The sequence below is a fragment of the Arsukibacterium tuosuense genome (assembly GCF_900215315.1).
GTDB classification, from domain to species: domain Bacteria; phylum Pseudomonadota; class Gammaproteobacteria; order Enterobacterales; family Alteromonadaceae; genus Alishewanella; species Alishewanella tuosuense.
Map to the genome: position 1 here is coordinate 249,136 of NZ_OBEB01000007.1, position 26,409 is coordinate 275,544.

Genomic DNA, 26,409 nt, shown 5'->3' on the forward strand with positions numbered 1-26,409 from the left:
TAGTGGAGAACGCAGAAATTGGTAAAGCCTTTTGAAAAACTGAAACTGCATGGGTTTAACAACCTGACCAAAAGTTTAAGCTTTAGCTTATACGATATTTGTTATGCCAAGACTGAGCAGCACCGGCAGGAATATATCGAATATATTGACGAGCAATATAATGCTGATCGGTTAACCGATATCTTAACTGAAGTAGTAGATATTATCGGTGCCAATGTGTTGAACATTGCCCGCCAGGATTACGATCCGCAAGGTGCCAGCGTAACGATTCTGGTAAGCGAGGAACCGGTGCTGGTCAATCCTGACAATTCAGAGAATCCGGGGCCGTTGCCAGAAGCAGTAGTCGCGCATCTGGATAAAAGCCATATCTGTGTTCACACCTATCCGGAAGTGCATCCGCATGACGGCATCTGTACGTTCAGGGCCGATATTGAAGTGTCAACCTGTGGCATTATTTCGCCGTTAAAAGCGCTGAACTTTTTAATCCACAGTTTTGAATCAGACGTGGTAACTATTGACTACCGGGTCCGCGGTTTTACCCGCGATATCAGCGGTACCAAGCATTATATTGATCATCCAATCAGTTCTATTCAGAACTTTATGGATGTTGATACCAAGCAGGCTTTCCAGATGATTGATGTTAATGTCTATCAGGAGAACCTGTTTCACACCAAGATGATGTTAAAAGAGGCTGATCTGAACAACTATCTGTTTGGCATGGGTACCGATAGCATGACAGCAGATGAGCAGAAGGCGATCAGTAAAAAGGTGTTTAAGGAAATCCGGGAAATTTTCTACGGTCGTAATTTACCTGAGATGAAGTAACCGCAAAATTCAGGATGACAATGGCGGCGCCAGCTGGCGGCCAGTGCAGACAGGGTTACTTACCTAACCAGTCGGCCTGACCACGAGCCTGGCGCCGCTTTTGCATTATTGCCTCTATCAGTGGGGTCAGAATCAACTCCATTGCTAAGCCCATTTTGCCACCTGGTACCACCAGGGTATTTACCCGCGACATAAAAGAGCCATGGATCATCCGCAGGTAATACGGAAAATCAACATGCTTGATACCGCGAAAGCGGATTACCACAAAGCTTTCATCCAGTGACGGAATATCTTTTGCGCTGAACGGGTTAGAGGTATCCACAGTCGGCACCCGCTGAAAATTAATATGAGTGCGCGAAAATTGCGGCGTAATATGGTTAATATAATCATCCATACTGCGGACAATGCTGGCCTGCACTGCCTCGCGGCTGTGGCCCCGCTCTGAGGTGTCGCGAATAATTTTCTGGATCCACTCCAGGTTAACTATCGGCACCATGCCAATCAGTAAGTCGACATGTTGCGCCACGTTGTGTTGCTCGGTTACTGCACCGCCATGTAAGCCTTCATAAAACAGCAAATCGGTATTGGCGCGTAAATCCTGCCAGGGGGTAAAAGTGCCTGGCAGTTGATTATAGGGTACGGCTTCATCAAAAGTATGCAGATAATGGCGAATGCGGCCGGTGCCGGTTTCCGCGTAACTGGCGAAAAAGGTTTCCAGCGCAGCAAAGTCGTTGGCTTCAGCCCCAAAGTAACTGATATAACGGCCTGCTTCCTTAGCTTTACGCATCGCTAAATCCATTTCCGGCCGGCTGAAACGATGAAAGCAATCACCTTCGACAAAAGAGGCATCAATCCCCAGGGTACGGAATATATGCTGAAAAGCGATCGTAGTGGTGGTAGTGCCGGCGCCTGACGAGCCGGTGATCGCGATAATCGGATTTTTATGAGACATAGGCTGCGCCATTAAATTAATTGCAGATACCATAAAGCAACACCGCTACCTGCTGCAACTTTTATCTGGCAGACGTCTGCAAGTTGAACTGGGATATTGAAATTATATTGAGCTGGCTGGGCGGTCAGCAAGGTTCGCCGGCCGCCTGGCACATAGGGAAGTTAAAAGCCGAAGGTTACTATTACCGGGTCGTGGTCAGAAGAACGGTAGGGGGTTGGCCCAAACAGGCGTTGTTGTGCCTCTGCTGATTTATAACGGCTGCTGTAATCTAGCAGCATGGGTTCATCGGCATTGATTGACCAGTGCTGCAACGTGCGCAGATATTGAGCCAGTTGTGGGCTGGCCAGTGCATGATCTAATGAACCGCTGCGGCCACGAAATGCATAAGAAAACCCCGGATTCTGCTCATCATGCAAATAAGTCCAACCTGCCTGTTCCAGTGCCCGTACCGGATCTTCCATCCGGTAGGCATTTAAATCACCCACAACCAGCTGGTAAGGGGTGGTAACACCGGTGGGCGCCGTCGCTAACCAGGCTGATAAGGCATGGCTGGCTTCAACCCTTGCCGCATTCCAGCACGCCTGACCGTCGTGCTGATCAGCCTGTAATTGCAGGCTGGCGTCCCGCGGGCAACTGCCTTTTGATTTAAAATGATTAACTGCTACGGTGACCTCTTTGCCGCTGGCCAGATGTTTAAAGGTCTGAGCCACCGGCGCCCGGTTCAGCCGGGTAAAAGGCTCAGCCGTCTGAGTAGCAGCTGTGCCGGTTTCGATGACCGCTGCACCCCGGTATATTAAGCCTACTTTAATGGCATCAGTGCCCGGCGTCTCTGCAGTTTTAACCAGGGTATAGGGGGTACTGACGACATCGTTTAATGCTGCCACCAGCGTTGCCATGGCACTGCCGTTACCGTAGCCATTATTTTCCAGTTCCAGTAAACCGATTATGTCCGCATCCATCGCCGCCAGCGCACTAACCAGCTTTGCCTGCTGCCGGGCTAAATCTGCCGGCGTCCGGGCGCCACGACGGGTTGGGAAAGGCTCTGCCTGACCATGGCCGGTAAAAAAGTTCAGGACATTAAATACCGCGATCCGCAGCTCATCAGCTTGTTTGGCAACCGGCGCGGCTGGCCTTGGGTTGGTAGTCAGAAACTCCGGAGTCCGGGTAGGGATTAGCCGGTAGCCGCGCTCATCCTGAAACAACAGGCCACTGACACCGCGCACGGTGTCACCCAGTCTCAGACTATTGTCTGCAGTCAGACCGGTTGGCGGGTAAGGCGCCGGATCGGGGTTTTGCTGCCAGCGGCCATCATCCAGCACCAGCATTTGCCGTAGTTGTTGTGCTGCATACTCGCGGGCTGCTGCGCCGGGTTGTTTAATTTCAGTCGGTACAAGTAAGCGCTGGTCGGCCAAGATCAGCTCGCCATAGCGGCCCAGTTGATAGCTGTCATTAACAATCAGATCCTGCGAAAAGCTCAGCCACATGCCTTCAAGTGCTTCAAAGTTCAGCTCAGCGGGCAGGGGCAGGGTAACAGCCATTGGCTCGGGTTGCGTCTCAGTAGCGCATCGGACAACCTGGTTAATATCTGTCAGCGATGTCAGGTCGTTAATTTCAGCTACCGTGCCCTGTAGCAGCAATACGTCGCCGTGCTGATAACCACTGAACTCAGTAAGCTGAATAAATAAACCCTCTGAAGTCTGAGGCTTATCATCGGCAGCCAGACTTTGCAGCATCAACCCGGGCAGTGGCGAGTCAGGATACACTTCGCTTATTACCACCCCCTGGGTTATCACTTGCTGGCCCAGTAACGGGCTTTGCTCTGCCTGGCCCTGAATAGCAGAAATAGTGACAACGGGTCGGGACGGCGCGTCACAGCTAAGTTGCTGCTCAGAATTACTGCAGGCTGTCAGGCCTAGCAGTATTGCGATAAGCGGCATAAACATCATTAAACGCATGATTTAGCCTTGTTGTGTTTGTTCGCGGGCAACCGCACGATAGCCAATGTCGCTGCGATAAAACATGCCATCCCAGCTGATATGGCTTGCCAGCTGGTAAGCAGCCTGCTGCGCAGCACTGACGTTGGCACCCAGCGCCGTGGCGCAGAGTACCCGGCCACCATTTGTCACTACTTCATCGTCTTTTAACGCTGTGCCGGCATGAAACACTTTGGCGCTGTCAGTGTCGATGCCGTCCAGGCCGGCTATCGCTGCACCTTTAGCATAGCTGTCCGGATAACCGCCGGCCGCAAGCACAACGCCTACCGCTGCCTGTTCGGTGAAATCGATATCCACCTGATCAAGCTTGCCTTCGACGGCAGCCTGGCATAGCGCTACTAAGTCAGATTTTAACCTGAGCATTATCGGTTGGGTTTCCGGATCACCAAAGCGGCAGTTAAACTCCAGCACCTTGGCTGAGCCGTCGGGGGCTATCATTAGGCCGGCATATAAAAAGCCGGTAAATACATTACCTTCTGCAGCCATGCCGCGCACGGTTGGATAAATAACCTGCTGCATTACCCAGTCGTGCACCGCAGGTGTAACAACCGGGGCGGGAGAATAAGCCCCCATGCCACCGGTGTTTGGGCCTTTGTCGCCGTTGTCGCGGGCTTTATGATCCTGCGATGAGGCAAACGCCAGCGCATGTTCGCCATCTACCATTACGATAAAAGACGCTTCTTCACCGTGTAAAAACTCTTCAATAACTACCCGGCTGCCGGCATCACCAAATTTGTTGCCGGCCAGCATATCGTCAATGGCAGCAAAGGCTTCGGTTTCACTCTGGGCAATAATAACGCCCTTACCGGCGGCCAGGCCGTCTGCTTTAATCACAATAGGCGTACCCAATTGTCTGACGAAGGCTTTAGCCGGCGCAATCTCGGTAAAGTTCTGGTAAGCGGCGGTGGGGATCTGATGACGGGCCAGAAAGTCCTTGGCAAAAGCTTTTGAACTCTCTAACTGCGCTGCCGTCTGCGTGGGGCCAAAGATAGCCATGCCCTGCTTACGAAACGCATCGACCACACCTTTGGCCAGCGGCGCTTCCGGGCCAACTATCGTCAGGCCGATTTGCTGCTCTGTGGCAAAGGCCAGTAAACCTGCTACATCATCAGCGGCAATAGCCACGTTCTGCAGGTTTGTTTCACGGGCGGTGCCCGCATTGCCGGGTGCAACAAATACCTGGCTGACTAAGGGAGATTGCGCCGCCTTCCAGGCCAGTGCATGTTCGCGGCCGCCGCCGCCGATTACCAGTACTTTCATCGGGTTTTCCGTTTTATTGTGCTACAGGTTTACGAAATTTCAGGGTCATACGATCGCTTTCACCAATTGCCTGATATTTGGCTTTGTCTTGCTCGCCCAACCGCAATACCGGGGGCAGGCTCCAGACACCACGAGGATGATCAGCGCTGTCCTTAGGGTTGGCGTTAATATCGCTGCTTGCTTCCAGTTCAAAGCCCGCTTGTTCAGCCAGACTTATGGTCAGTTGTTCTGGGAAATAGCCGGTTTTGGTCCAGTCCCCGGCCGTCTGATCGGCTGGCAGACGGTGTTCGACTACACCCAGGACACCACCGGGCTTTAACGCTTTATAAAAGTCTTTAAATATTGCGACCATAGCCTCATCGCCACCCTGACCATACCAATTGTGCAGGTTACGGAAAGTCAGTACCACATCTGCGCTGCCGGCCGGTGCAATGGCGTTACTGTTACCCGGGGCAAATTCGGTTAACATTACCCGGCTGTATATTGGATCCGCAGCCAGCTTTTCTTTAAATGCTGCCAGGTTTTTTTTGTAATAATCTGAGCTGCTGTCAGCCGGGAAATGGGCAGCGTAGTAGGTGCCATGAGCTGCCAATAGTGGTGCCAGTATTTCGGTATACCAGCCACCACCCGGTGATATTTCTACCACGGTGCTTTTAGGCGTAACGTCAAAAAACTGCAGAGTTTGCACCGGATTACGGAACTGATCGCGGCTTTTGTTCTGTTCACTGCGGACATGATGATCTGCGGCTTGCTGCAGGGCGTCAGTGGTGCTGTCTGCCAGTACTGGCAGCGACAAGAGTATTGCTGATAACGTTATAACTTTGCTAAGTGTTTTCATCTTCAGGCTCTCTTTGATAAAAGTGGCGATAGTTTAGCAAAGCAGTCAATGAATTGCAGTGTTTATCGACAGTGGCTATCGTCTTCATTTAGATGGCCAGACTGCCAAATTTCAATCAACAATTACATTAGCCTATGCTAGAATGCCAGCCTTTTTAACTATGTGTTATCGGGTTATCCCTTATGGACAATAAAATGCCGTGTGCCTTAGGCAATATTAAAGTGGTGCTGGTTGGTACCACCCATACCGGTAATATTGGCTCGGTGGCCCGGGCAATGAAAACCATGGGTTTATCTCAGTTATGCCTGGTAGCGCCTAAGACGGCACCAGACGGCCAGGCCTATGCACTGGCTGCCGGTGCCAGCGAAATTCTGGCTGGTGCTACTACCTTTGACACCCTGGCAGAGGCGGTCGCCGATTGTGCCCTGGTCGTGGGCAGCAGCGCCCGGTCCCGCACGCTCAGCTGGCCTATGCTGGAGCCGCGCGAATGCGCTGAGTTAGCCATAGCCCAGAGTAATAAGCCGGTAGCGGTAGTGTTTGGCCGTGAGTCCAGTGGCCTTAGCAACGAAGAGCTGCAGCTGTGTAATTACCATGTCTGTATTGCCGCTAATCCGCAGTACAGCTCGCTGAATCTGGCGATGGCAGTGCAAATTGTCTGTTACGAGCTGCGGATGGCTTATCTGGCCAAGGTGCCTGCTGCTGCCGAACCTGATGCTGTCAACTACCCAAGCTCAGAGCAAATGGAAAACTTTTATCAGCATCTGGAAGCGGCGTTGCAGCACACCGGTTTTATTATTAAGCAGCATCCCGGGGTCGTGATGACAAAATTAAAACGGTTGTTTAACCGGGCCAGGCCGGAAGAAGCCGAGTATAATATTTTGCGCGGCATTCTGACCTCGATGCAGCGGCTTGAAAAAGTTGATGGCAATACTCACAAGGAGTAAGGCGATGTTTGCGGGTATCAGAGAAGATATAAAAAGTGTTTTTGATCGCGATCCGGCGGCGCGCAGTACTTTCGAGGTGCTTACTAATTATCCTGGGTTACATGCAATCTGGTGGCACCGGCTTAACCACAGGTTGTGGCGGGCGAATTTTAAGTGGCTGGCCCGCTTTTTAAGTACTATTGCCCGCTGGCTGACCGGGGTCGAAATTCATCCGGGTGCTAAAATTGGTCGCCGCTTTTTTATAGACCATGGCATGGGCGTGGTCATTGGTGAAACGGCTGAGATAGGTGATGACTGTACGTTGTACCATGGTGTCACCTTAGGCGGTACCAGTTGGAACCCTGGCAAACGCCATCCTACCCTGGCTAATGGTGTGGTCATTGGTGCCGGCGCTAAAGTGCTGGGGCCATTACAGGTGGGCGAAAATGCCCGCATCGGTTCCAATGCCGTGGTGGTGCGTGATGTGCCGGCGGGGGCGACCGTGGTGGGTATTCCGGGCCGGATTGTTGCTAAAGTGGCGGCAGAAGTCAGTGAGCAGCGCCAGCATCTGGCGAAGAAGTTTGGGTTTGATGCTTATGCAGTGTCAGCAGAAAATCCGGATCCGGTTGCCAGCGCTATCGGTACCTTGCTCGACCACATCCATCTGCTGGATAATAAAGTGGCGGAGCTGTGTAGCAGTGTCAACAGCCTGGGCGGTAACGTTTGTGCTGAAATGCCGGAGTTAGATTTACCGGAAGAAGATTTTAAACGGGCCGAGCAGCAAGCAGCTGAGCAACGACGCAAAGAAGTTGATGCTTTTGATCCGGGTATTTAATTAATACCGTGCTCGTAATACCTGACTATACTGGTAGGATATATACTTGACTAAAATAGTCAGGATTGTACAATAGCCCCTATGAAGTCAGGGAGCGTGTTATGAGATTAACCTCGAAAGGTCGCTATGCTGTGACTGCCATGCTGGATGTGGCACTGCACGCAGGGCAGGGTCCGGTGCCGCTGGCCGATATTTCTGAGCGCCAGGGTATTTCGTTATCTTATCTTGAACAATTATTCGCCCGCTTGCGTAAACAAGGTTTAGTGAGCAGCGTGCGCGGCCCGGGTGGCGGCTATCAGCTGGGGCTGGCACCGGAAGCCATTTCAATTTCGGCGGTTATTGCCGCAGTTGACGAGTCAGTAGATGCCACGCGCTGCCAGGGCAAATCAGATTGCCAGAGTGGCGCTAAGTGTTTAACCCATACTCTGTGGCACGATTTAAGTCACCGGATAGAAGATTTTCTAACCAATATCAGCCTGGCTGCACTGGTCAGTCAGCAAGATGTGCAAAATATTGCACAGCGGCAAAACAGTCGCAATGTAAAGAATCCTGCAACTGACATCAAAGTCAGTTGCCAGTTGTAAACGCATTACGGAGCCAACAATGAAGCTACCTATTTATCTGGATTATGCGGCTACCACCCCGGTTGACCCGCGTGTGGCCGAAAAAATGATGCAATATCTGACTATGGATGGCGAGTTTGGTAATCCTGCGTCCCGTTCGCACCGTTTCGGCTGGCAGGCGGAAGAGTCGGTGGAAATCGCCCGTAGTCAGATAGCTGAACTGGTTAACGCTGATCCACGGGAAATTGTGTTTACCTCTGGTGCCACTGAATCGAACAATCTGGCAATTAAAGGCGCAGCCCAGTTCTATAAGAAAAAGGGCAAGCATTTAATTACCGCTAAAACCGAACATAAAGCGGTGCTCGATACTATGCGCCAGCTGGAGCGTGAAGGTTTTGAAGTTACTTACCTGGACGTGGAAAGCAATGGCCTGGTTGATTTGGCTAAACTGGAAGCGGCTATGCGGCCTGACACTACTGTGGTCAGCCTTATGTTCGTTAATAACGAAATTGGTGTTATTCAGGATATTGCTGCTATCGGTGAACTGTGTCGCAGCAAAGGTATTGTATTTCATGTCGACGCGGCCCAGGCCACCGGTAAGGTGGACATTGATTTACAGAACCTGAAAGTCGATTTAATGTCGTTCTCTGGTCACAAAACCTATGGCCCGAAAGGCATTGGTGCATTGTATGTGCGGCGTAAACCGCGGATTCGCTTAGAAGCACAAACTCACGGTGGTGGCCATGAGCGCGGTATGCGTTCAGGGACTCTGGCACCGCATCAGATTGCTGCTATGGGCGAAGCATTCCGGTTAGCCAAAGAAGAAATGGCCGCTGAGCGTGAGCGGATCACCGCATTGCGTGATCGCCTGTGGGATGGCATTAAAGATATTGAGCAAGTGTATTTAAATGGCGGCGGCGCACCCCGCGTACCGGGTATTACCAATATCAGCTTTAACTTTGTGGAAGGCGAGTCGCTGATCATGGCATTAAAAGATATTGCCGTATCATCAGGTTCAGCCTGTACTTCAGCCAGCTTAGAGCCATCTTATGTATTGCGGGCCCTGGGCCTAACGGATGAACTTGCTCACAGTTCAATTCGTTTTAGCATCGGCCGTTTTACTACGGAAGAACAGATTGACCACACGATTAAAATTGTCCATCAGGCGATTGATAAATTACGTGAAATGTCACCGTTATGGGACATGTTCAAAGACGGTATTGATTTAAACACTGTGGCATGGGTTGCGCACTAAGCGCGGACCGGCCCAACGAGGTAACAATCATGGCTTACAGCAATAAAGTAATCGATCATTATGAAAATCCACGTAATGTGGGTTCTTTCGCCAAAGATGACCCAAGCATCGCTACCGGTATGGTCGGCGCCCCGGCTTGTGGTGACGTGATGAAACTGCAAATTAAAGTTAATGAACAGGGTATTATTGAAGATGCCAAGTTTAAAACTTACGGTTGCGGCAGCGCCATTGCTTCCAGCTCGCTGGTAACAGAGTGGGTTAAAGGCAAAAGTCTGGATGAAGCCCAGCAAATTAAGAACACAGACATCGCCCACGAACTGGCGTTGCCACCGGTGAAAATTCACTGTTCTATTCTGGCAGAAGATGCAATCAAAGCGGCGATTGCCGATTATAAGCAAAAGCGCGGAGGTTAGGGCGGTATGGCATTATCGATGACCACAGCGGCAGCTGAAAGAGTACGTAACTTTCTGCAGAATCGCGGTAAGGGCCTGGGTTTGCGGGTGGGCGTTAAGACCACCGGCTGTTCCGGTCTTGCTTATGTGCTGGAGTTTGTCGATGAGCTGAACGACGATGATCAGGTGTTTGAAGAGCATGGCCTGAAGCTGATTGTCGACGGTAAAAGCCTGGTATATATCGACGGCACCCAGCTGGATTTTGTCAAAGAAGGCCTGAACGAAGGTTTTCAGTTTAAGAATCCAAATGTTAACGGCGAATGTGGTTGCGGCGAAAGCTTTACCGTTTAATTTTTCCGACTGCTGTAAGGCCGATATTAGATGAATTATTTTCAGTTGTTTGATTTGCCGGCGACCTTTGAGCTGGATTTAACTGAACTCGGTTCACGCTATCTGGCATTGCAGCGCCAATTTCATCCTGACAATTATGCGGCTGCCTCTAATCGTGACCGCCTGATGTCGGTGCAGCAAACCGCTAATATTAACGATGCCTATCACAGCCTGAAGCAACCGTTGCTCCGGGCTGAACATCTGTTGGCGTTACGTGGTCTGAAAATCAGCCATGAACAACGCAGCTTCACCGATCCGGTGTTTTTAATGCAGCAAATGGAGTTGCGGGAACAGCTGGAAGAAATCAGCACAAGTGATGATCCGGACGACGCCATTATGGCGGTAGAGCAACAATTGCAGCAGCAACGCAAGGTATTGTTAAAACAACTGGCAGCAGCACTTGAGGCCAATACGGCTGAACAGAACCAGCAGGCTGCGGAACTGGTGCGTAAACTCAAATTTTTCTTTAAACTGCAGCACGAGCTGGAGTTAATTGAACAGCAATTACAAGACTAAACTAAGCTATGGCGTTATTACAGATTGCAGAGCCCGGCCAGAGTGCTGCGCCCCATCAACATAAACTGGCTGCCGGTATCGATTTAGGCACTACTAATTCATTGGTTGCCGCGGTTCGCAGCGGTCAGGCTAACACCCTGCACAATGCTGCCGGCGTTGACATGATCCCCTCAGTAGTGCGATACGGCCCGGATAAAACCGAAGTAGGACAAGATGCTGTCGCCGCCGCAGCGGCAGACGCCAGCAATACTATTTTTTCTATAAAGCGGCTAATGGGTAAAGGCTATGCTGAAACCCAGCCTCTGGCTGAGTTATTACCTTATCAGTTAGTTGACCAGGGCGGGCTGGCTGCCGTGGCAACTCGTGAAGGGGTGAAAAACCCGGTTGAGGTGTCAGCTGAAATTCTGGCCACCCTGGCCGATACGGCCAGTCAGGTACTGGGTGGCGAGTTAAATGGCGTGGTAATTACCGTGCCAGCATATTTTGATGATGCTCAGCGTCAGGCCACTAAAGATGCCGCCAGGCTGGCGGGTTTAAATGTGCTGCGCTTATTAAATGAACCGACCGCTGCTGCCCTGGCCTATGGCCTCGATTCTGGTCAGGATGGGGTGATTGCCGTTTACGATTTAGGCGGTGGCACCTTTGACATTTCTATTTTACGGTTAAAGCGTGGCGTGTTTGAAGTCCTGGCAACCGGTGGTGATTCTGCGCTGGGCGGCGATGACTTTGACCAGGCTATTGTCGGTTGGTTACAGCAGCATAGCGGCCAGCAGCAGTTAAGCCATACCGGCCGGCGCCAATATTTGACTGCAGCCCGTAAGCTGAAAGAGCAGTTAACCGACAACGATACGGCTGATTATTCCTTTGTCGCTGATGAGCAGAGGCTTGCAGGCACGCTTAGCCGGGCTGAATTTGAACAACTGTGCGCTGCCCTGGTTAAAAAAACCATTCGTAGCTGCCGCCAGGTATTACGCGATGCCGATTTAACCCCGGACGAAGTGGCGCAAGTGGTGATGGTTGGGGGCTCTACCCGGGTGCCCTTGGTGCGCAGTCAGGTCGGCCAGTTTTTTGCTACTGAGCCATTAACCTCAATTGACCCGGATAAAGTGGTCGCGCTGGGTGCAGCTATCCAGGCCAATGTGCTGGTAGGTAATAAAGCTGAGCATGAAACCTTGCTGTTAGATGTTATTCCGTTGTCTCTAGGCCTGGAAACCATGGGCGGCCTGACCGAAAAAGTTATTCCGCGCAATACCGTTATTCCGGTGGCCCGCGCTCAGGAATTTACCACCTTTAAAGATGGCCAGACCGCCATGGCCATTCATGTGCTGCAAGGCGAGCGTGAACTGGTTGAAGACTGCCGCTCGCTTGCCCGCTTTGAGCTGCGCGGTATTCCACCGATGCCAGCTGGTGGTGCTCATATTAAGGTAACTTTTCAGGTTGATGCCGATGGCCTGCTTAATGTCAGTGCCGAAGAAAAATCGACCGGTGTCGCCGCAGGTATTCAGGTTAAGCCATCCTACGGTTTAACTGACGAACAGGTAGCCGGTATGATCAGTGGCTCAATGCAACACGCCCGTGAGGATATGCAGCGGCGTTTATTACGTGAGCAGCAGGTCGAGGCTGACCGGGTGCTGGAAGCAGTCAGCGCCGCGCTGCAACATGACGGTACGCTGCTGAATGAGCAGGAACTGACAGAAATTAAAACGGCACTGGCCACCTTAGCGCAAGTGCGACAGCAGGACGACACGGCAGCCATTAAAGCCGCCATCGAACATACCAATACTTTAACAGATGACTTTGCTGCCCGGCGTATGGATAAATCAATCCGGCAGGCCCTGCAGGGCCATAAAGTTGACGAGGTTTAATCATGCCAAAGATCGTATTTTTACCCCATGCTGAATTGTGTCCAGAAGGCGCCGCACTCGATGCGAATACCGGCGACACTGTGCTGGATGTAGCATTGAAAAATGGCATCGCCATCGAGCATGCCTGTGAGAAATCCTGTGCCTGTACCACCTGCCATGTCATTGTCCGCGAAGGCTTTTACTCACTGAACGAAAGTGATGAGCTGGAAGACGATATGCTGGATAAAGCCTGGGGGCTGGAACCGGAATCGCGTCTGGGCTGTCAGGCACGGATTGCCGATGAGGATCTGGTAGTGGAAATCCCGAAATATACCGTCAATATGGTTAGTGAAGGCCACTAGTCTGAAATATCTGCCACTGTAGGTTTTTTCCGGCAATTAGCGTATAATTTGCCGCGTTAAAATTTTAACCCTTTAATGACAGGAGCCTGACATGGCCTTAGAACGTACTTTTTCAATTGTTAAACCGGATGCAGTAGCCAAGAACCTGATCGGTGCTATTTACCACCGTTTTGAATCTGCCGGTCTGCGGATTGTTGCCTCTAAAATGCTACACTTAAGCCAGGAACAAGCTGAAGGTTTCTATGGCGAGCACAAAGAGCGTCCGTTCTTCAACGCGTTGGTAAGCTTTATGACGTCTGGTCCGGTTATGGTTCAGGTATTAGAGGGTGAAGATGCTGTGCGGAAAAACCGCGAAATCATGGGTGCCACTAACCCAAAAGATGCATTAGCCGGCACCTTACGTGCTGACTATGCTGACAGCATTGATGAAAACGCGGTGCACGGCTCTGATGCAGCAGCATCTGCTGCCCGTGAAATTGCATTTTTCTTCACTGAAGCTGAGCTGTGCAGCCGTACCCGTTAATTCGGAAAAGTGTTGGCTGAAGGAAAGGGGCGTCAGCCCCTTTTCTGCCTTTATCCGTCGTATTTCAAAATGCACGGGTGTTGGCTACGCCCGTTAACTGGTTCGCCAGTCCGACCCAATCACTTAGTAGTGCTAAGTTCATGGGGATTCACGGTCTAGCCGCCTACGTCCATTTCGAAATCCTTTGGATATATTAAAGTCGTAAAAATGAGTTATTGATAGATGTCAGCAGGAGTCATCAGGGTATGAACAAGCCGGTAAACCAGGTAAATTTGTTAGATTTTACCCGTGCTCAAATGCAGGAATTTTTTGTGTCTATTGGTGAAAAACCATTTCGGGCCGATCAGGTGATGAAGTGGATTTATCATTTCTGCGTTGATGACTTCGACAAAATGACCAATATCAATAAAGCATTGCGTGACAAACTAAAAACGCTGGCAGTTATTGCCGCGCCTGTCGTGGTAACCCGGCAGGACAGCACTGACGGCACTATTAAGTTTGTGATGGGCCTCGCCGGTGGTCAGGAAGTGGAAACCGTCTGGATCCCTGAAAAAGATCGGCGCACCTTGTGTGTCTCCTCCCAGGTAGGCTGTGCGCTGGACTGTACTTTTTGTTCTACCGCGCAGCAGGGTTTTAACCGTAATCTCAGCGTCAGTGAAATTATTGGTCAGGTGTGGCGTGTTGCCCAGATTATTGGCAGTTACGGCGATACCGGCGAAAAGCCGGTTACAAATGTGGTGATGATGGGCATGGGCGAGCCGTTGTTAAACCTGAATAACGTGGTGCCGGCAATGGAGCTGATGCTGGAAGATTATGGTTTTGGCCTGTCAAAACGTCGGGTTACCTTAAGTACCTCTGGCGTGGTGCCAGCGCTCGACCTGTTGCGTGAGCGGATTGATGTGGCGTTGGCTATTTCATTACATGCACCAAATAATGCCTTACGTGATGAACTGGTGCCGGTTAATAAAAAATATCCGATGGAGCAATTTTTAGCGGCCTCGCGTCGTTATGTCGAGAACTCTAAGGCCAATGATAAGGTCACAGTAGAGTATGTTATGCTCGATGGTATCAACGACAGCATGGAACAGGCGCATGAGTTAGCGCAGGCATTGCAAGATACGCCGGCAAAGATTAATCTTATCCCCTTTAATCCGTATCCGGGGTCGCCCTATAAAAGGTCGAGCAACTCGCGGATTGACCGTTTTAACAAGGTGTTACAACAACACGGTTTTACTGTTATGGTACGGAAAACCCGGGGCGATGATATCGATGCCGCCTGTGGCCAGCTGGTAGGCGATGTGATAGATCGAACCAAGAGACTGATAAAGAAGCAGCAGAAAGGCCAGCCTATTCTGGTTAAAACGCTGCCGTAACCCAAGGGATGACCAGTGGTAATGCAGAAATTTTCGGTAGGGCTTGCACTCTGTATGTCGTTAACCCTGACAGCGTGTGTATCACAAAGTAGTTATGTCGGATCTGACCGCCAGGTTGGTGAGCGAACGCTTGATAACAGTGAAGCTGCCCGTACCCGAATTTCTCTGGGCTTAAATTATTTGCGTCGGGGCGATACCACGCAGGCTAAATACAATTTAGAGCGTGCCAAAGCGTTTGCGCCCGACTTGCCTGAAGTGTACAACGCCCTGGCGTTTTACTATCAGAGTGTTGGCGAGCAGGTTCAGGCCGAAGAAGCCTATAAACAAGCACTCGATAAAGACAGCAATAATGCGGATGCCTACAACAACTATGGTGCGTTTTTGTGTCAGGTTGGCAAGTACGATGAAGCAGAAGAGCTGCTGTTAAAAGCGATTTCACGGCCGGGTTATATCCGGGTAGCTGAAAGCTATGAAAACCTGGCACTGTGTCAGCTGGACCAGCAGGGCTTCAGCAAAGCCAAAACCTTTCTTGAATCTTCAGTATCGCACAATGGCACCCGCATCAGCTCATTGATTAACTTAGCCGCATTAAATTATGCGATGGGCGACAATGTTGGTGCTAAAACATCATTGCAAAAAATCCAGCGTTTAGGCCGGGTGTCAGCGCGCAGTACTTTGCTTAATTATCTGGTGGCAGAAAAGCAGGGTGATGTCAGCACCATGAAACATGCTGAGCAATTATTGCTAACCTTGTATATCGATACACCAGAAGCCCGCTTACTGTTGCAGCAACGTTTGCTGGAAAGTGAATTTGAACAATTACGTGAGCAATACAAATTAAGCCTGATGGCCAATATTGTGATGCTAGACGGTGCTGCATCAGAGGTGGTAACCAGCGCCCCAGTCGCTAACCCCAGATTAAGAGTGGTAAGACGTAAAACAGCAGAACCTGCAGAACCGGTAGTTCGTGAACCGGACCCGGCTGCACAAGCATTATCGCAAGCCACAGAGCAACAAACTGAAAGTGACCAGCAAACATCAGAAAGTGCGGCAACCAGTGCAAGTTCGGCCAGTTCGGTAAGCAGCCAGGCGATTGCCGGCGCCCTAAGCAGCCAGCAACCCACAGAAGACGAAGCGGCAGAGAAAGCTCTGGCACAGCGCCAACAAGCAGAGCAGCAAGCTGCAACCCAAAAGGCTGCGGCCGAAGCACTGGTTGCCCGGCAACTTGCAGAGCAGCAGGCAGCTGAGCAACAAGCGGCAGCTGATGCATTGGCGGCCAAAGAATTAGCTGAGCAACAAGCCGCAGCAGATGCACTGGCTGCTCAAGAATTAGCTGCACAACAGGCGACAGAGCAACAGGCAGCAGATAACCAGCCTGCACAGCAGCAAGCCGCTGAGCAACAGGCTGAGCAGGATGCCGCCAGTCAGCTGGTTTTAGCGGCGACGCCGCCGCTAAGTCTGCCGGCTGAAACCGTATTAACTGAATCCGCTCCAACTCAGACCGTTGAAACTGGTGAAAACGCCAGTGAAATTAAAAATGAGACTGAAAGTGAAAGCCCGTCTGAAATTGCTACAGTAAGCCAGCCTGCAGCCCAATCTGAAGCGCAGCCTGAGCAAGTGGCAACAGCAGCGCAACTGAGCGACGAGCCGGCAACCTTTCATGTGGTACAAGAGGGCGAGTCACTGTATGCCATTTCGGTGGCGCATAACATCAGGCTGGCCAGGCTGATGCAGTGGAACCAGCTGACTCCGGAATCAGTTATTAAAACAGGCCAGAGGATCTGGTTAGCTGAAGTTGACGAAGAACAGTTACAGCAACAGCAACCGCAAACAGTTGCAAGACTTACAGAGTACAATGAGCCCATTGATGCCTCTGAGCCTTACCATCAGGTAGCAGCAGGAGAAACCATGTTTGGTATTTCCTATCGCTATAATATCCGGCTGGAGCGCTTTATGGCCTGGAATAACCTCACCGAGCAAAGTAAGTTGCAGGTGGGCCAACAGGTTCTGGTTATCGACCCGGCCCGCATTGAACCATGACCACCACAGAACCAACTGAGTTATCAGAATCAACAGAGCCAACCGTGCTGACCGCCGGTCAGTTGCTCAGCCAGGCCAGAGAGCGACGCAAACTCAGTGTAGCTGAAGTTGCTCTGCAATTAAATTTACGGGTTAATCTGGTGCAACAAATTGAAGCTGACCAACTGGACAGTTCGATGCTGGTCACCTTTGTGCGTGGTTATCTGCGGGCCTATGCCCGGCTGGTTAAGTTGCCGGAGAAACAGGTGCTGACGGCGTTCGAGCAACAAAATGTTGGCAGTGGCGACCCGGCGAAGCCGATGCGGACCTTCTCAAATCGCGCAGAGTTACAGGCAACTGAAAACCGCTTTATGTGGTTAACCTATGCCATAGGTTTTATTCTGATACTGATGCTGGTGTTGTGGTGGTGGCAAACGACAAGCCCTGGCGCTGACGGTGCACCAGGACAGCAGCCTGCTGCAGCTGCGCAGGTGGACAACGGTAGTGCAGCTCCAGCGATGGCTGGAAGTACTGTTAATGCAGGTGAAGCTGAAAGTACTATTGAAACTAAAAGTGCTGATAGCAGTAATGCTGAAACTGAACCAGCGGCTGTCAGCCTGCCTGATTTTATCGCCGCTGAAACTATGCCCGAGCTGGCCAGCCAGATTGCAGCAGAGGCAGTAGCTTCACCTCAGCCTGATGTTATTATTATGGATTTCCAGGACAATTGCTGGATAGATGTGCTGGATGCTGACGGCAACCGTATTGCCTATGGTACTAAAGAAGCGGGTTACCAGATGATGGTGAGTGGTAAGGCCCCCTTCGTAGTCACTCTTGGCAACCCCAGTGTGGTGCGAATTACCCTGAATAACCAACCCTTTGATATGTCATCGCTGCCCGCAGGCAGAGTGGCTAAATTTACCCTGGCGGAACCCGACTAATCATGTTTGCTGACAATCCTATTACCCGACGCCTGAGTACTCAAATTCATGTAGGTAGTGTTGCAATCGGTGGCGACGCCCCGATTGCGGTGCAATCGATGACCAACACCCGCACTACTGATGTTGCGGCGACCCTGGCACAAATTAAGGCGATTGCCGATGCCGGTGCTGATCTGGTCAGGGTATCGGTGCCTACCATGGAAGCGGCTGAAGCCTTTAAACTGATTAAACAGCAGGCAACCATTCCGCTGGTAGCGGATATTCATTTTGATTACCGGATAGCGTTAAAAGTGGCCGAATATGGTGCCGATTGTCTGCGGATTAACCCGGGTAATATTGGCCGCGAAGATCGGATCCGCGCCGTGGTCGACTGTGCCCGCGATCACAATATCCCGATCCGTATTGGGGTAAACGGTGGTTCATTAGAGGCTGATATTCAGGAAAAATATACCGAGCCAACCCCGGAAGCGTTAGTGGAATCGGCGATGCGTCATGTTGATATTCTGGATCGGCTGAATTTCGACCAATTTAAAGTCAGTGTCAAAGCGTCAGACGTGTTTCTGGCGGTAGGCGCTTACCGGTTGCTGGCCAAACAAATTAAGCAGCCACTGCATTTAGGCATTACCGAAGCCGGTGGCGCCCGCGCTGGCGCTGTTAAATCGGCCATCGGTTTGGGAATGCTGCTGGCAGAGGGTATTGGCGATACCCTGCGGATTTCGCTGGCGGCTGATCCGGTGGAAGAGGTCAAAGTGGCATTTGATATTCTTAAATCGCTGCGTATTCGCCAGCGCGGCATTAATTTTATTGCCTGTCCCAGCTGCTCGCGCCAGGAGTTCGATGTGATCAAAACCATGAACGAACTGGAGCAACGGCTGGAAGATATTGTCGAGCCTTTAACCGTGTCAGTAATTGGCTGTGTAGTGAATGGCCCGGGCGAGGCGCTTATTTCCGATTTAGGCGTAGCAGGTGCTAACCGCAAAAGTGGCTTTTATTTAAATGGCCAGCGGCAGAAGCTGCGGCTGGACAACAACAACATCGCTGAGCAGTTGGAGCAGCAGGTGCGGCAGTATCTGGTCGCCCGTCAACAACTGATTGGCATAAAACAACTGGATTAAAATGGGAGCGGTTTGGTGTTATTACCAACACCTCTTATAATCAGCCGCTTTTTAGCATGGTAGTGAGAATTTAATTTTGGCAAAAAATATTCAGGCAATACGCGGCATGAACGATTGCCTGCCGCAGGATACACCACTTTGGCAACATCTGGAGCAGGTATTGCGCAGTACAGTGGCCCGCTTTGGCTATAGTGAAATCCGCTTTCCTATCGTCGAAATGACTGAGCTGTTTAAGCGTTCCATTGGTGAAGTAACGGATATCGTTGAAAAAGAAATGTATACCTTTGCCGATCGCAACGGTGACAGCCTGACCCTGCGTCCGGAAGGTACCGCTTGCTGTGTGCGGGCCGGCAACGAACATGGCCTGTTATATAACCAGGAACAACGGCTGTGGTATATGGGGCCGATGTTCCGGCATGAGCGGCCGCAAAAAGGCCGTTATCGTCAGTTTCACCAGTTCGGCCTGGAAGCTTTTGGCATTGCCAGCAGCGATATTGACGCTGAAGTAATCATGCTGACAGCTAATTTATGGCAGCAACTGGGGCTGGCACCTTATGTCAGCTTGCAATTAAATTCGCTGGGCTCAAACGAAGCCCGGGCAGTATACCGCGACGCGCTGGTGGCCTATCTGGAACAGCACAAGTCACAGTTAGACGAAGACAGTCTGCGCCGGATGCACAGCAACCCGTTGCGGGTACTCGACAGCAAGAACCCGGCATTGGCTGAGGTATTAGCGGCTGCGCCGCAGCTATGTGACTATTTAGATGCCGATTCGGCAGAACATTTCAGCCAGTTAAAACGCCGCCTGGATGCTGCAGGCATTGCCTACACGGTAAACCCGACCCTGGTGCGTGGTCTTGATTATTACAACAAGACCGTTTTTGAGTGGGTCACTACTGAGCTGGGCGCCCAGGGCACCGTATGTGCTGGTGGTCGTTACGATGGTTTAGTCGAACAACTGGGCGGCAAAGCCACGCCGGCAGTGGGTTTTGCTCTGGGAATGGAGCGGCTGGTATTATTGCTGCAAACCCTGCAGCTGGTCAGCGTGCCTGAGGCCACAGCCGATATTTATATTATGCCAATGGGTGAAGCGGCGGAACTTGCTGCCATTGCGATTGCCGAACAGCTGCGTAGCGGGTTAGCGCCAAAACGTGTTATCTTGCACTGCGGCGGCGGCAACCTGAAAAAGCAAATGAAACGGGCCGACAAGTCTGGCGCTGAACTAGGGTTAATCATTGGTGCAGATGAACTGGAACGTGGTGAAATAACGCTGAAATGGCTGCGTCAGGATAAACCACAACAAACGCTGGCACTGGCTGAATTGCCGCAATTACTGGCCAGCGTTGTTGAGTAAAACAGTTTTACAAACAGTAAACAGTGCTGGCCGCAGACAGCCGTTATCAAGCGGGAATCAGCCGGTACTTAACCAGATAAGCAGGATATTACGGAGTAGTAACATTGGAAATTTACAGCAGCGAAGAACAACAGGTTGAAGCTATTAAACGCTTTTGGAATAGCTACGGCAAAGCGATTTTAGGCGGCGTGGTTATTGGTTTGGCAGGACTTTACGGTTGGCGCTATTTTCAGGCAGAGCAACGCAGCCAGGCAGAGCAAGTTTCAACCGAGTACAGCCAGTTGCTGGAACAGCAGCAAACGGAAGGCAGCGATTGGTTAGCCAGTGCCAAAGGCTTTATTGATGCCAAAGGTGACACCAGCTATGCAGTATTTGCTGCCTTACTGGCGGCCCGTGAAGCAATTGACAGCCAACAACTTGCGGTTGCTGCTGAGCACTTAAGTTGGGTAGTAAATAACGCTGCCGATGCTCCGGTACAAGCTATTGCCCAGTTGCGGCTGGCCCGGGTACAACGTGAGCAGGGTAACTATGCTGATGCGCTGGCGACCTTGCAGCTGCCGGTACCGGCAAGTTTTGTTGGCCAGCAGGCTGAATTAAAAGGCGATGTATTGCAGTTGACCGGCGAGTTAGCGCAGGCAAAAGCAGCGTATCAGCAAGCATTGGCCAGTAGCGAGCAAACCCGGCCACTTTTACAGGTAAAACTGGATGAATTGGCACATATTACAGCCAGTTAATAAGGGGTAGGCGTGAAATTATTCGGAAAATTAACAGCGGCCGTTGTCGTGGCTCTGGCGTTAACTGCCTGTTCCAGCAAAGAAAAACTGGTTTTGCCGGACGTGCAGAACAGCATCAGCCCGAAGAAAGTGTGGCAAAGTAATGTGGGCAACGGGGTTGAGCATTACGAGTCAGGTTTAAAACCGGTTATTGTTACAGACAAGGTTTATGCAGCCAGTCGTGACGGTATTGTTGAGGCTAAAAACCTTAGTAATGGTCGTACCTTGTGGAGCTTTGACTTACGCGATGAGGACGAAACTTCGTTGTTAGCGCGTCTAAGCGGCGATAGCGCCCGGATTGCCGGTGGCGTAACCTTTAACGACAATAAATTGTATCTGGGTACCGAAGATGGTGAAGTATTCGCATTGAATGCTGAAACCGGCGAGCTTCTGTGGCGGGTTGCAGTCAAAGGTGAAGTGTTGGCAAGCCCGGCAGTTGATGCTGGCCTGCTGGTAGTTGCGACGACCGCGGGTACGTTGATCGCGTTAGATGCGGCAACCGGCGAGCAGCGCTGGACATTTGAAGATGAGCAGCCCGCCCTGACCATTCGTGGAGTCAGTGAACCGGTAATTGAAGCCGGTGGGGTAATTTACGGCAGTGGCACGGGCCGGGTGGGCGTGTTGATCGCTGACCGTGGTTATCAGGCCTGGGAAGAAGCCATAGCCTCACCGCAGGGTAGTACCGATTTATCCCGGCTGGTTGATGTCGATGCCAAGCCCATTGTCGTTGCGGGGACCTTGTATGCCATCGCTTATAACGGTGAATTGGTGGCGATGGAGCTGCGCAGTGGCCGCCAGTTATGGAAACGCGATTATGCCAGTTTCCGTAATATGGCTGTGGCCGGCAATATCTTATATCTGGTTGATTCAACAGGTGGTATTTATGCTGTTGACCGGCGTAATGGCAGTGAAGTGTGGGGGCAGCAAGGCTTACAACGGCACTTTTTGACCGGGCCAACTGTATATAAAGATTATCTGGTAGTGGGTGACAATGAAGGTAACCTGCACTGGCTCAATCGAGACAATGGTGATTTCGTTGCCCGGCAAAGCATGGATGGCTCTGGTTTTTATCGTGAAGCCGTCGCGACCGACGACTATATATTAGTGACAAGCCGCAATGGTGAGCTAGTCTTATTACAAGTACCTTAACCGGTACCCTAGGCATATAACTGAAGGAACAGGCCTGATTGGGCCTGTTTTCTTATTTCTGAGGTTGACTGAATGTTACCTGTAGTAGCCCTGGTGGGGCGCGCCAATGTTGGCAAATCCACACTGTTTAATCGTTTAACCCGCACCCGTGACGCTTTGGTTGCAGACTTCCCGGGCTTAACCCGGGATCGTAAGTATGGCTCGGTTAATTTCGAAGGCCTGGAGTTTATTGTAGTAGATACGGGTGGTATCGATGGCAATGAGCAAGGCATCGAAGTTGAAATGGCTGAGCAATCCTTAAAAGCAATTGACGAGGCTGATGTGGTGCTGTTTATGGTTGACGCCCGGGCGGGCGCGACCGTCGGTGACAGCGCCATTGCCGAGCATATTCGCCGGGTGGAAAAGCCGGTATTTCTGGTAGCCAATAAAACTGATGGTCTGGATGCCGACAGTGCCGTGGCCGACTTTTACAGTCTGGGCATTGGTGAAGTTTATCCGATAGCAGCCGCCCATGGCCGCGGTGTGTCATCGCTGCTACAACATGCCTTGTTGCCGTTTCTGGCCGACAGTGTGCAGGCAGGGGCAGACGATGAGGCCGAAGCCGATGCTGGCCCGGCGCTGGAAACCCTGACCGAAGAACAAGCCGATGCTGAAGCCGCCCGCTTGCGCAGCGAGCACATTAAACTGGCGATTGTTGGCCGGCCTAATGTCGGTAAGTCAACCCTGACCAACCGTATTCTGGGTGAAGAGCGGGTAGTGGTATTTGATATGCCCGGTACCACCCGCGACTCGGTCTTTATTCCGATGCAGCGCAATGAGCGGAACTACACCCTGATCGACACCGCTGGTGTGCGCCGTCGGGGTAAAATTGACGACATGGTTGAGAAGTTCTCAGTAATAAAAACCCTGCAGGCGATTGAAGAAGCTAACGTAGTGTTGCTGGTGCTGGACGCGCGCCAGGGTATTTCAGATCAGGACTTAAGCATTCTGGGTTTTGCCTTAAACGCTGGTCGTTCGTTAGTTATTGCCGTTAATAAATGGGACGGCCTGAACGATGGCATTAAAGATGAAGTAAAACGCGAGCTGGACCGCCGGCTTGGCTTTATCGATTTCGCCCGCCTGCATTTCATTTCAGCCCTGCATGGCTCAGGCGTGGGTAACTTATTTGAGTCGGTAGAAGAAGCGTTCGATTCTGCCACTAAACGGGTCAGTACCTCGCTGCTTACCCGCATTATGAAAATGGCGCAGGAAGATCACCAGCCACCGATGGTGCATGGCCGCAGGGTAAAACTGAAATATGCCCATGCCGGTGGTTATAACCCGCCTATTATCGTCATTCATGGTAATCAGGTTAAAGACTTACCTGACTCATACAAACGCTATTTAATGAATTACTATCGCAAATCGCTGCAAATGATGGGCACGCCGGTGCGGGTCGAATTCCGGGAAGGTGAAAACCCGTTCACGCCTACTAAAAAGAACACTGAAACTGCGCTGCAGAAATACAAGCGTGAGCGGTTGATGAAGGCCCGTCAGAAAGTGGCGAAAAAAGATTAACAGCAAGGACTAACTGATGAAATTTCGTTTTCCGGTTATTGTTATCGATGAAGATTTCCGTTCAGAAAATATTTCGGGCTCAGGTATTCGTGATTTAGCCCAGGCCATCGGCAGCCATGGCTTTGAAGTCGTAGGCTATACCAGCTATGTCGATTTAACGGCTTTTGCCCAGCAGGCCAGCCGCGCCTCGTGTTTTATTTTATCGATAGATGATGAAGAGTTTGGCAGTGGCAGCGACGCCGATGTGAATACCGCGCTGACTGAGCTTCGGGCCTTTGTTAAAGAAGTACGCAAACGTAATGCTGATATCCCGATATTCTTGTACGGTGAAACCCGCACCAGCCGCCATATTCCGAACGATGTATTGCGCGAGCTGCATGGCTTTATTCATATGTTCGAAGACACACCAGAATTTGTCGCCCGCCATATTATCCGCGAGGCGCAAAAGTACCTGGATGCCTTAGCGCCACCATTCTTTAATGCCTTAATGGATTATGCTTCTGACGGCTCTTATTCCTGGCACTGCCCGGGCCACTCTGGTGGCGTGGCTTTCTTAAAAAGCCCGGTCGGCCAGATGTTTCACCAGTTCTTTGGGGAGAATATGCTGCGGGCCGATGTCTGTAACTCGGTTGACGAGTTAGGTCAGTTGCTGGATCACACCGGCCCGGTGGCGCAAAGCGAGCAAAATGCCGCCCGTATTTTTAATGCTGACCATTTATTCTTTGTCACCAACGGTACTTCTACCTCAAATAAAATGGTCTGGCACTCTGTAGTAGCGCCGGGCGATATTGTGGTAGTAGACCGTAACTGCCATAAGTCGATTTTGCACTCGATTATTATGACCGGTGCCGTTCCGGTATTTTTAATGCCAACCCGCAACCATTACGGCATTATTGGCCCTATTCCGAAAAGTGAGTTTTCACCAGAGGCCATTGCCAAAAAAATTGAGGCGAACCCCTTTGCCCGCAATGCCAAAAACAAAAAGCCGCGCATTTTAACCATTACCCAAAGCACCTACGACGGTATTTTGTATAACGTGGAAGAAATTAAGCAGCAGTTGGGCTCAACCATCGATACCCTGCATTTTGACGAGGCCTGGCTGCCGCATGCCAGTTTCCACGATTTTTATCGCAATATGCACGCCATCGGTAAAGACCGGCCGCGCTCGGATGAAACTCTGGTATTTGCTACCCAGTCTACCCATAAGTTGCTGGCAGGCTTATCTCAGGCATCACAAATTCTGGTACAAAATGCCACTAACCGTAATTTAGATACCCACCGCTTTAACGAGTCGTATTTAATGCACAGCTCCACCAGCCCGCAGTATGCCATTATCGCCAGTTGTGATGTCGCCGCCGCGATGATGGAAGCGCCGGGCGGTACCTCGCTGGTTGAAGAAAGCTTACTGGAAGCCATCGACTTTCGCCGGGCGATGCGCAAAGTGGATAACGAATTCGGTGATGACGACTGGTGGTTTAAAGTCTGGGGCCCCGAACATCTGCCGGAAGAAGGTATTGGCGAGCGGGACAACTGGGTGCTGCATGCTACTGACAGCTGGCATGGTTTCGGGCCAATAGAGTCAGGTTTTAATATGCTTGACCCGATTAAAGCCACCATTATTACCCCGGGCCTGAATATGCTGGGCCAGTTTGACGAGCAGGGCATACCGGCCACTATCGTCAGCAAGTATCTGGCCGAACACGGCATTATTATTGAGAAAACCGGCCTGTATTCGTTCTTTATTATGTTTACCATCGGCATTACCAAGGGCCGCTGGAACTCCATGGTTACCGAGTTACAACAGTTTAAAGACGACTACGATCAAAACCTGCCGATGTGGCGGGTGATGCCGGAATTCGTGGCCAAGAACCCGCGTTACGAAAAAGTGGGCCTGCGCGACTTATGTCAGCAAATTCACAATATCTACCGCCAGTTCGACGTGGCTAAAGTGACCACTGAGATGTACCTGTCGACCATTGAAACCGCGATGACCCCGGCCGATGCCTGGGCCAAAATGGCGCACCGCGAAATTGAGCGGGTGTCGATAGACGATATTGCCGGCCGGGTTACTGCCATGTTAGTAACTCCTTACCCACCGGGTATTCCGCTAATGGTGCCGGGCGAGCGTTTTAACGCCACCATTATTAACTACCTGAAGTTTACCCGCGCCTTTAACGGCCAGTTCCCGGGCTTTGAGACCGATGTCCATGGTCTGGTGCGGGAAACTATCGCCGGTGAAAGCCACTACTTTATTGATGTGGTAAAAGAGTAACGTTAACCTGATATAGGGATTGGCTAGTCAACACCAGCCAATCCCTGTCTATTGCTGCTGCCTCAGTTCATATTTACTAACATTTTGCCGCTATCTTTTTACGTCCCTTTTGCTATGTTAAATACTTAACAGCGGCAGGAGAGCGACAACAGGCAGAGGCCGGCGAAGTCGGGTAATGCCCCAGCTCAGGCTTTGTTGATATATGCCTGCAAAGCCTGCACCGCAAAAAAGATTTTGAATTTATGGGGTCAGAACCAAAAGTATTAAGGTAACGAAATTTAATTGTTATCTGATAATCATCTAGCCTAAGTGGCCTTGGACGGCCTCCGAGTTAATAGCTATTTTTTGATTGCCGTCGAAAAAAACTATTTCCAAGGAGGCCGT

Annotated in this window: 24 protein-coding genes; 20 read left to right on the top strand and 4 right to left on the bottom strand. The window is 51.0% G+C overall.

The genetic code is table 11. The features are described 5' to 3' along the window. Window positions 1-18: 18 nt before the first annotated feature. Window positions 19-825, top strand: coding sequence for an adenosylmethionine decarboxylase (gene speD, locus CRO03_RS15300; RefSeq protein WP_019675691.1), 807 nt, complete (start codon window positions 19-21; stop codon window positions 823-825). A gap of 55 nt (window positions 826-880) precedes the next feature. Here speD and CRO03_RS15305 read toward each other — a convergent pair whose 3' ends face one another. The 4 genes from CRO03_RS15305 to CRO03_RS15320 all read right to left on the bottom strand — a co-directional run bounded on the left by CRO03_RS15305 (window position 881) and on the right by CRO03_RS15320 (window position 5,869). Then, window positions 881-1,777 (bottom strand): phosphoribulokinase, encoded by an 897-nt coding sequence (locus CRO03_RS15305; protein WP_097112537.1) that lies wholly within the window; start codon window positions 1,775-1,777, stop codon window positions 881-883. A gap of 161 nt (window positions 1,778-1,938) precedes the next feature. Next, window positions 1,939-3,732, bottom strand: coding sequence for an ExeM/NucH family extracellular endonuclease (locus CRO03_RS15310; protein WP_097112506.1), 1,794 nt, complete (start codon window positions 3,730-3,732; stop codon window positions 1,939-1,941). Between the two features lie 3 nt (window positions 3,733-3,735). Further along, a complete protein-coding gene (gene purD / locus CRO03_RS15315) occupies window positions 3,736-5,031 on the bottom strand; it encodes a phosphoribosylamine--glycine ligase (RefSeq protein WP_097112507.1) in 1,296 nt (431 codons plus the stop codon). 13 nt (window positions 5,032-5,044) lie between these two features. Next, window positions 5,045-5,869, bottom strand: coding sequence for a class I SAM-dependent methyltransferase (locus CRO03_RS15320; protein WP_097112508.1), 825 nt, complete (start codon window positions 5,867-5,869; stop codon window positions 5,045-5,047). A 194-nt stretch (window positions 5,870-6,063) separates the two neighbouring features. On the opposite strand from CRO03_RS15320, the gene trmJ reads away from it, so the two are divergent. From trmJ to CRO03_RS15415, 19 genes are all read left to right on the top strand, one after another. Then, the gene (trmJ, locus tag CRO03_RS15325; RefSeq protein ID WP_097112538.1) at window positions 6,064-6,813 is read left to right on the top strand and encodes a tRNA (cytosine(32)/uridine(32)-2'-O)-methyltransferase TrmJ; all 750 of its coding nucleotides are present in this window, start codon (window positions 6,064-6,066) and stop codon (window positions 6,811-6,813) included. A gap of 4 nt (window positions 6,814-6,817) precedes the next feature. Beyond that, window positions 6,818-7,627 carry a serine O-acetyltransferase gene (cysE, locus tag CRO03_RS15330; RefSeq protein WP_245861682.1) on the top strand — a complete coding sequence of 270 codons (810 nt, stop codon included), beginning with the start codon at window positions 6,818-6,820 and terminating at the stop codon, window positions 7,625-7,627. 101 nt (window positions 7,628-7,728) lie between these two features. Then, entirely contained in the window at window positions 7,729-8,211 is a 483-nt protein-coding gene (iscR, locus tag CRO03_RS15335; protein WP_046555617.1) for a Fe-S cluster assembly transcriptional regulator IscR, read from the top strand. A gap of 19 nt (window positions 8,212-8,230) precedes the next feature. After that, window positions 8,231-9,445, top strand: coding sequence for an IscS subfamily cysteine desulfurase (locus CRO03_RS15340; protein WP_097112510.1), 1,215 nt, complete (start codon window positions 8,231-8,233; stop codon window positions 9,443-9,445). Window positions 9,446-9,474: 29 nt separating this feature from the next. Further along, window positions 9,475-9,858 (top strand): Fe-S cluster assembly scaffold IscU, encoded by a 384-nt coding sequence (gene iscU / locus CRO03_RS15345; RefSeq protein WP_019675682.1) that lies wholly within the window; start codon window positions 9,475-9,477, stop codon window positions 9,856-9,858. A gap of 6 nt (window positions 9,859-9,864) precedes the next feature. Further along, window positions 9,865-10,188: an iron-sulfur cluster assembly protein IscA gene (gene iscA / locus CRO03_RS15350; RefSeq protein WP_097112511.1), complete on the top strand. Its 324-nt coding sequence runs from the start codon at window positions 9,865-9,867 to the stop codon at window positions 10,186-10,188. Between the two features lie 30 nt (window positions 10,189-10,218). Then, entirely contained in the window at window positions 10,219-10,743 is a 525-nt protein-coding gene (gene hscB, locus CRO03_RS15355; protein WP_097112512.1) for a co-chaperone HscB, read from the top strand. Between the two features lie 8 nt (window positions 10,744-10,751). After that, on the top strand, window positions 10,752-12,608 hold the full coding sequence (gene hscA / locus CRO03_RS15360; protein ID WP_097112513.1) for a Fe-S protein assembly chaperone HscA: 1,857 nt from the start codon (window positions 10,752-10,754) through the stop codon (window positions 12,606-12,608). A 2-nt stretch (window positions 12,609-12,610) separates the two neighbouring features. After that, window positions 12,611-12,949: an ISC system 2Fe-2S type ferredoxin gene (gene fdx, locus CRO03_RS15365; protein ID WP_097112514.1), complete on the top strand. Its 339-nt coding sequence runs from the start codon at window positions 12,611-12,613 to the stop codon at window positions 12,947-12,949. Window positions 12,950-13,040: 91 nt separating this feature from the next. Then, a complete protein-coding gene (ndk, locus tag CRO03_RS15370; RefSeq protein ID WP_097112515.1) occupies window positions 13,041-13,472 on the top strand; it encodes a nucleoside-diphosphate kinase in 432 nt (143 codons plus the stop codon). Window positions 13,473-13,717: 245 nt separating this feature from the next. After that, entirely contained in the window at window positions 13,718-14,845 is a 1,128-nt protein-coding gene (rlmN, locus tag CRO03_RS15375; RefSeq protein WP_097112516.1) for a dual-specificity RNA methyltransferase RlmN, read from the top strand. A gap of 21 nt (window positions 14,846-14,866) precedes the next feature. After that, entirely contained in the window at window positions 14,867-16,885 is a 2,019-nt protein-coding gene (pilW, locus tag CRO03_RS15380; RefSeq protein WP_245861684.1) for a type IV pilus biogenesis/stability protein PilW, read from the top strand. Next, the gene (locus CRO03_RS15385; protein WP_097112518.1) at window positions 16,882-17,805 is read left to right on the top strand and encodes a RodZ domain-containing protein; all 924 of its coding nucleotides are present in this window, start codon (window positions 16,882-16,884) and stop codon (window positions 17,803-17,805) included. The genes pilW and CRO03_RS15385 overlap by 4 nt, the downstream gene beginning before the upstream one ends. Window positions 17,806-17,807: 2 nt before the next feature. Continuing rightward, a complete protein-coding gene (gene ispG / locus CRO03_RS15390; RefSeq protein ID WP_097112519.1) occupies window positions 17,808-18,920 on the top strand; it encodes a flavodoxin-dependent (E)-4-hydroxy-3-methylbut-2-enyl-diphosphate synthase in 1,113 nt (370 codons plus the stop codon). A 76-nt stretch (window positions 18,921-18,996) separates the two neighbouring features. Next, window positions 18,997-20,274, top strand: a complete 1,278-nt coding sequence (hisS, locus tag CRO03_RS15395) for a histidine--tRNA ligase (RefSeq protein WP_097112520.1) — start codon at window positions 18,997-18,999, stop codon at window positions 20,272-20,274. 104 nt (window positions 20,275-20,378) lie between these two features. Then, the gene (locus CRO03_RS15400) at window positions 20,379-21,008 is read left to right on the top strand and encodes a YfgM family protein (RefSeq protein ID WP_097112521.1); all 630 of its coding nucleotides are present in this window, start codon (window positions 20,379-20,381) and stop codon (window positions 21,006-21,008) included. A 12-nt stretch (window positions 21,009-21,020) separates the two neighbouring features. After that, entirely contained in the window at window positions 21,021-22,196 is a 1,176-nt protein-coding gene (gene bamB / locus CRO03_RS15405; protein WP_097112522.1) for an outer membrane protein assembly factor BamB, read from the top strand. 72 nt (window positions 22,197-22,268) lie between these two features. After that, a complete protein-coding gene (gene der, locus CRO03_RS15410; protein WP_097112523.1) occupies window positions 22,269-23,753 on the top strand; it encodes a ribosome biogenesis GTPase Der in 1,485 nt (494 codons plus the stop codon). 16 nt (window positions 23,754-23,769) lie between these two features. Next, window positions 23,770-26,025: an arginine/lysine/ornithine decarboxylase gene (locus tag CRO03_RS15415; protein WP_097112524.1), complete on the top strand. Its 2,256-nt coding sequence runs from the start codon at window positions 23,770-23,772 to the stop codon at window positions 26,023-26,025. Window positions 26,026-26,409 lie beyond the last annotated feature (384 nt).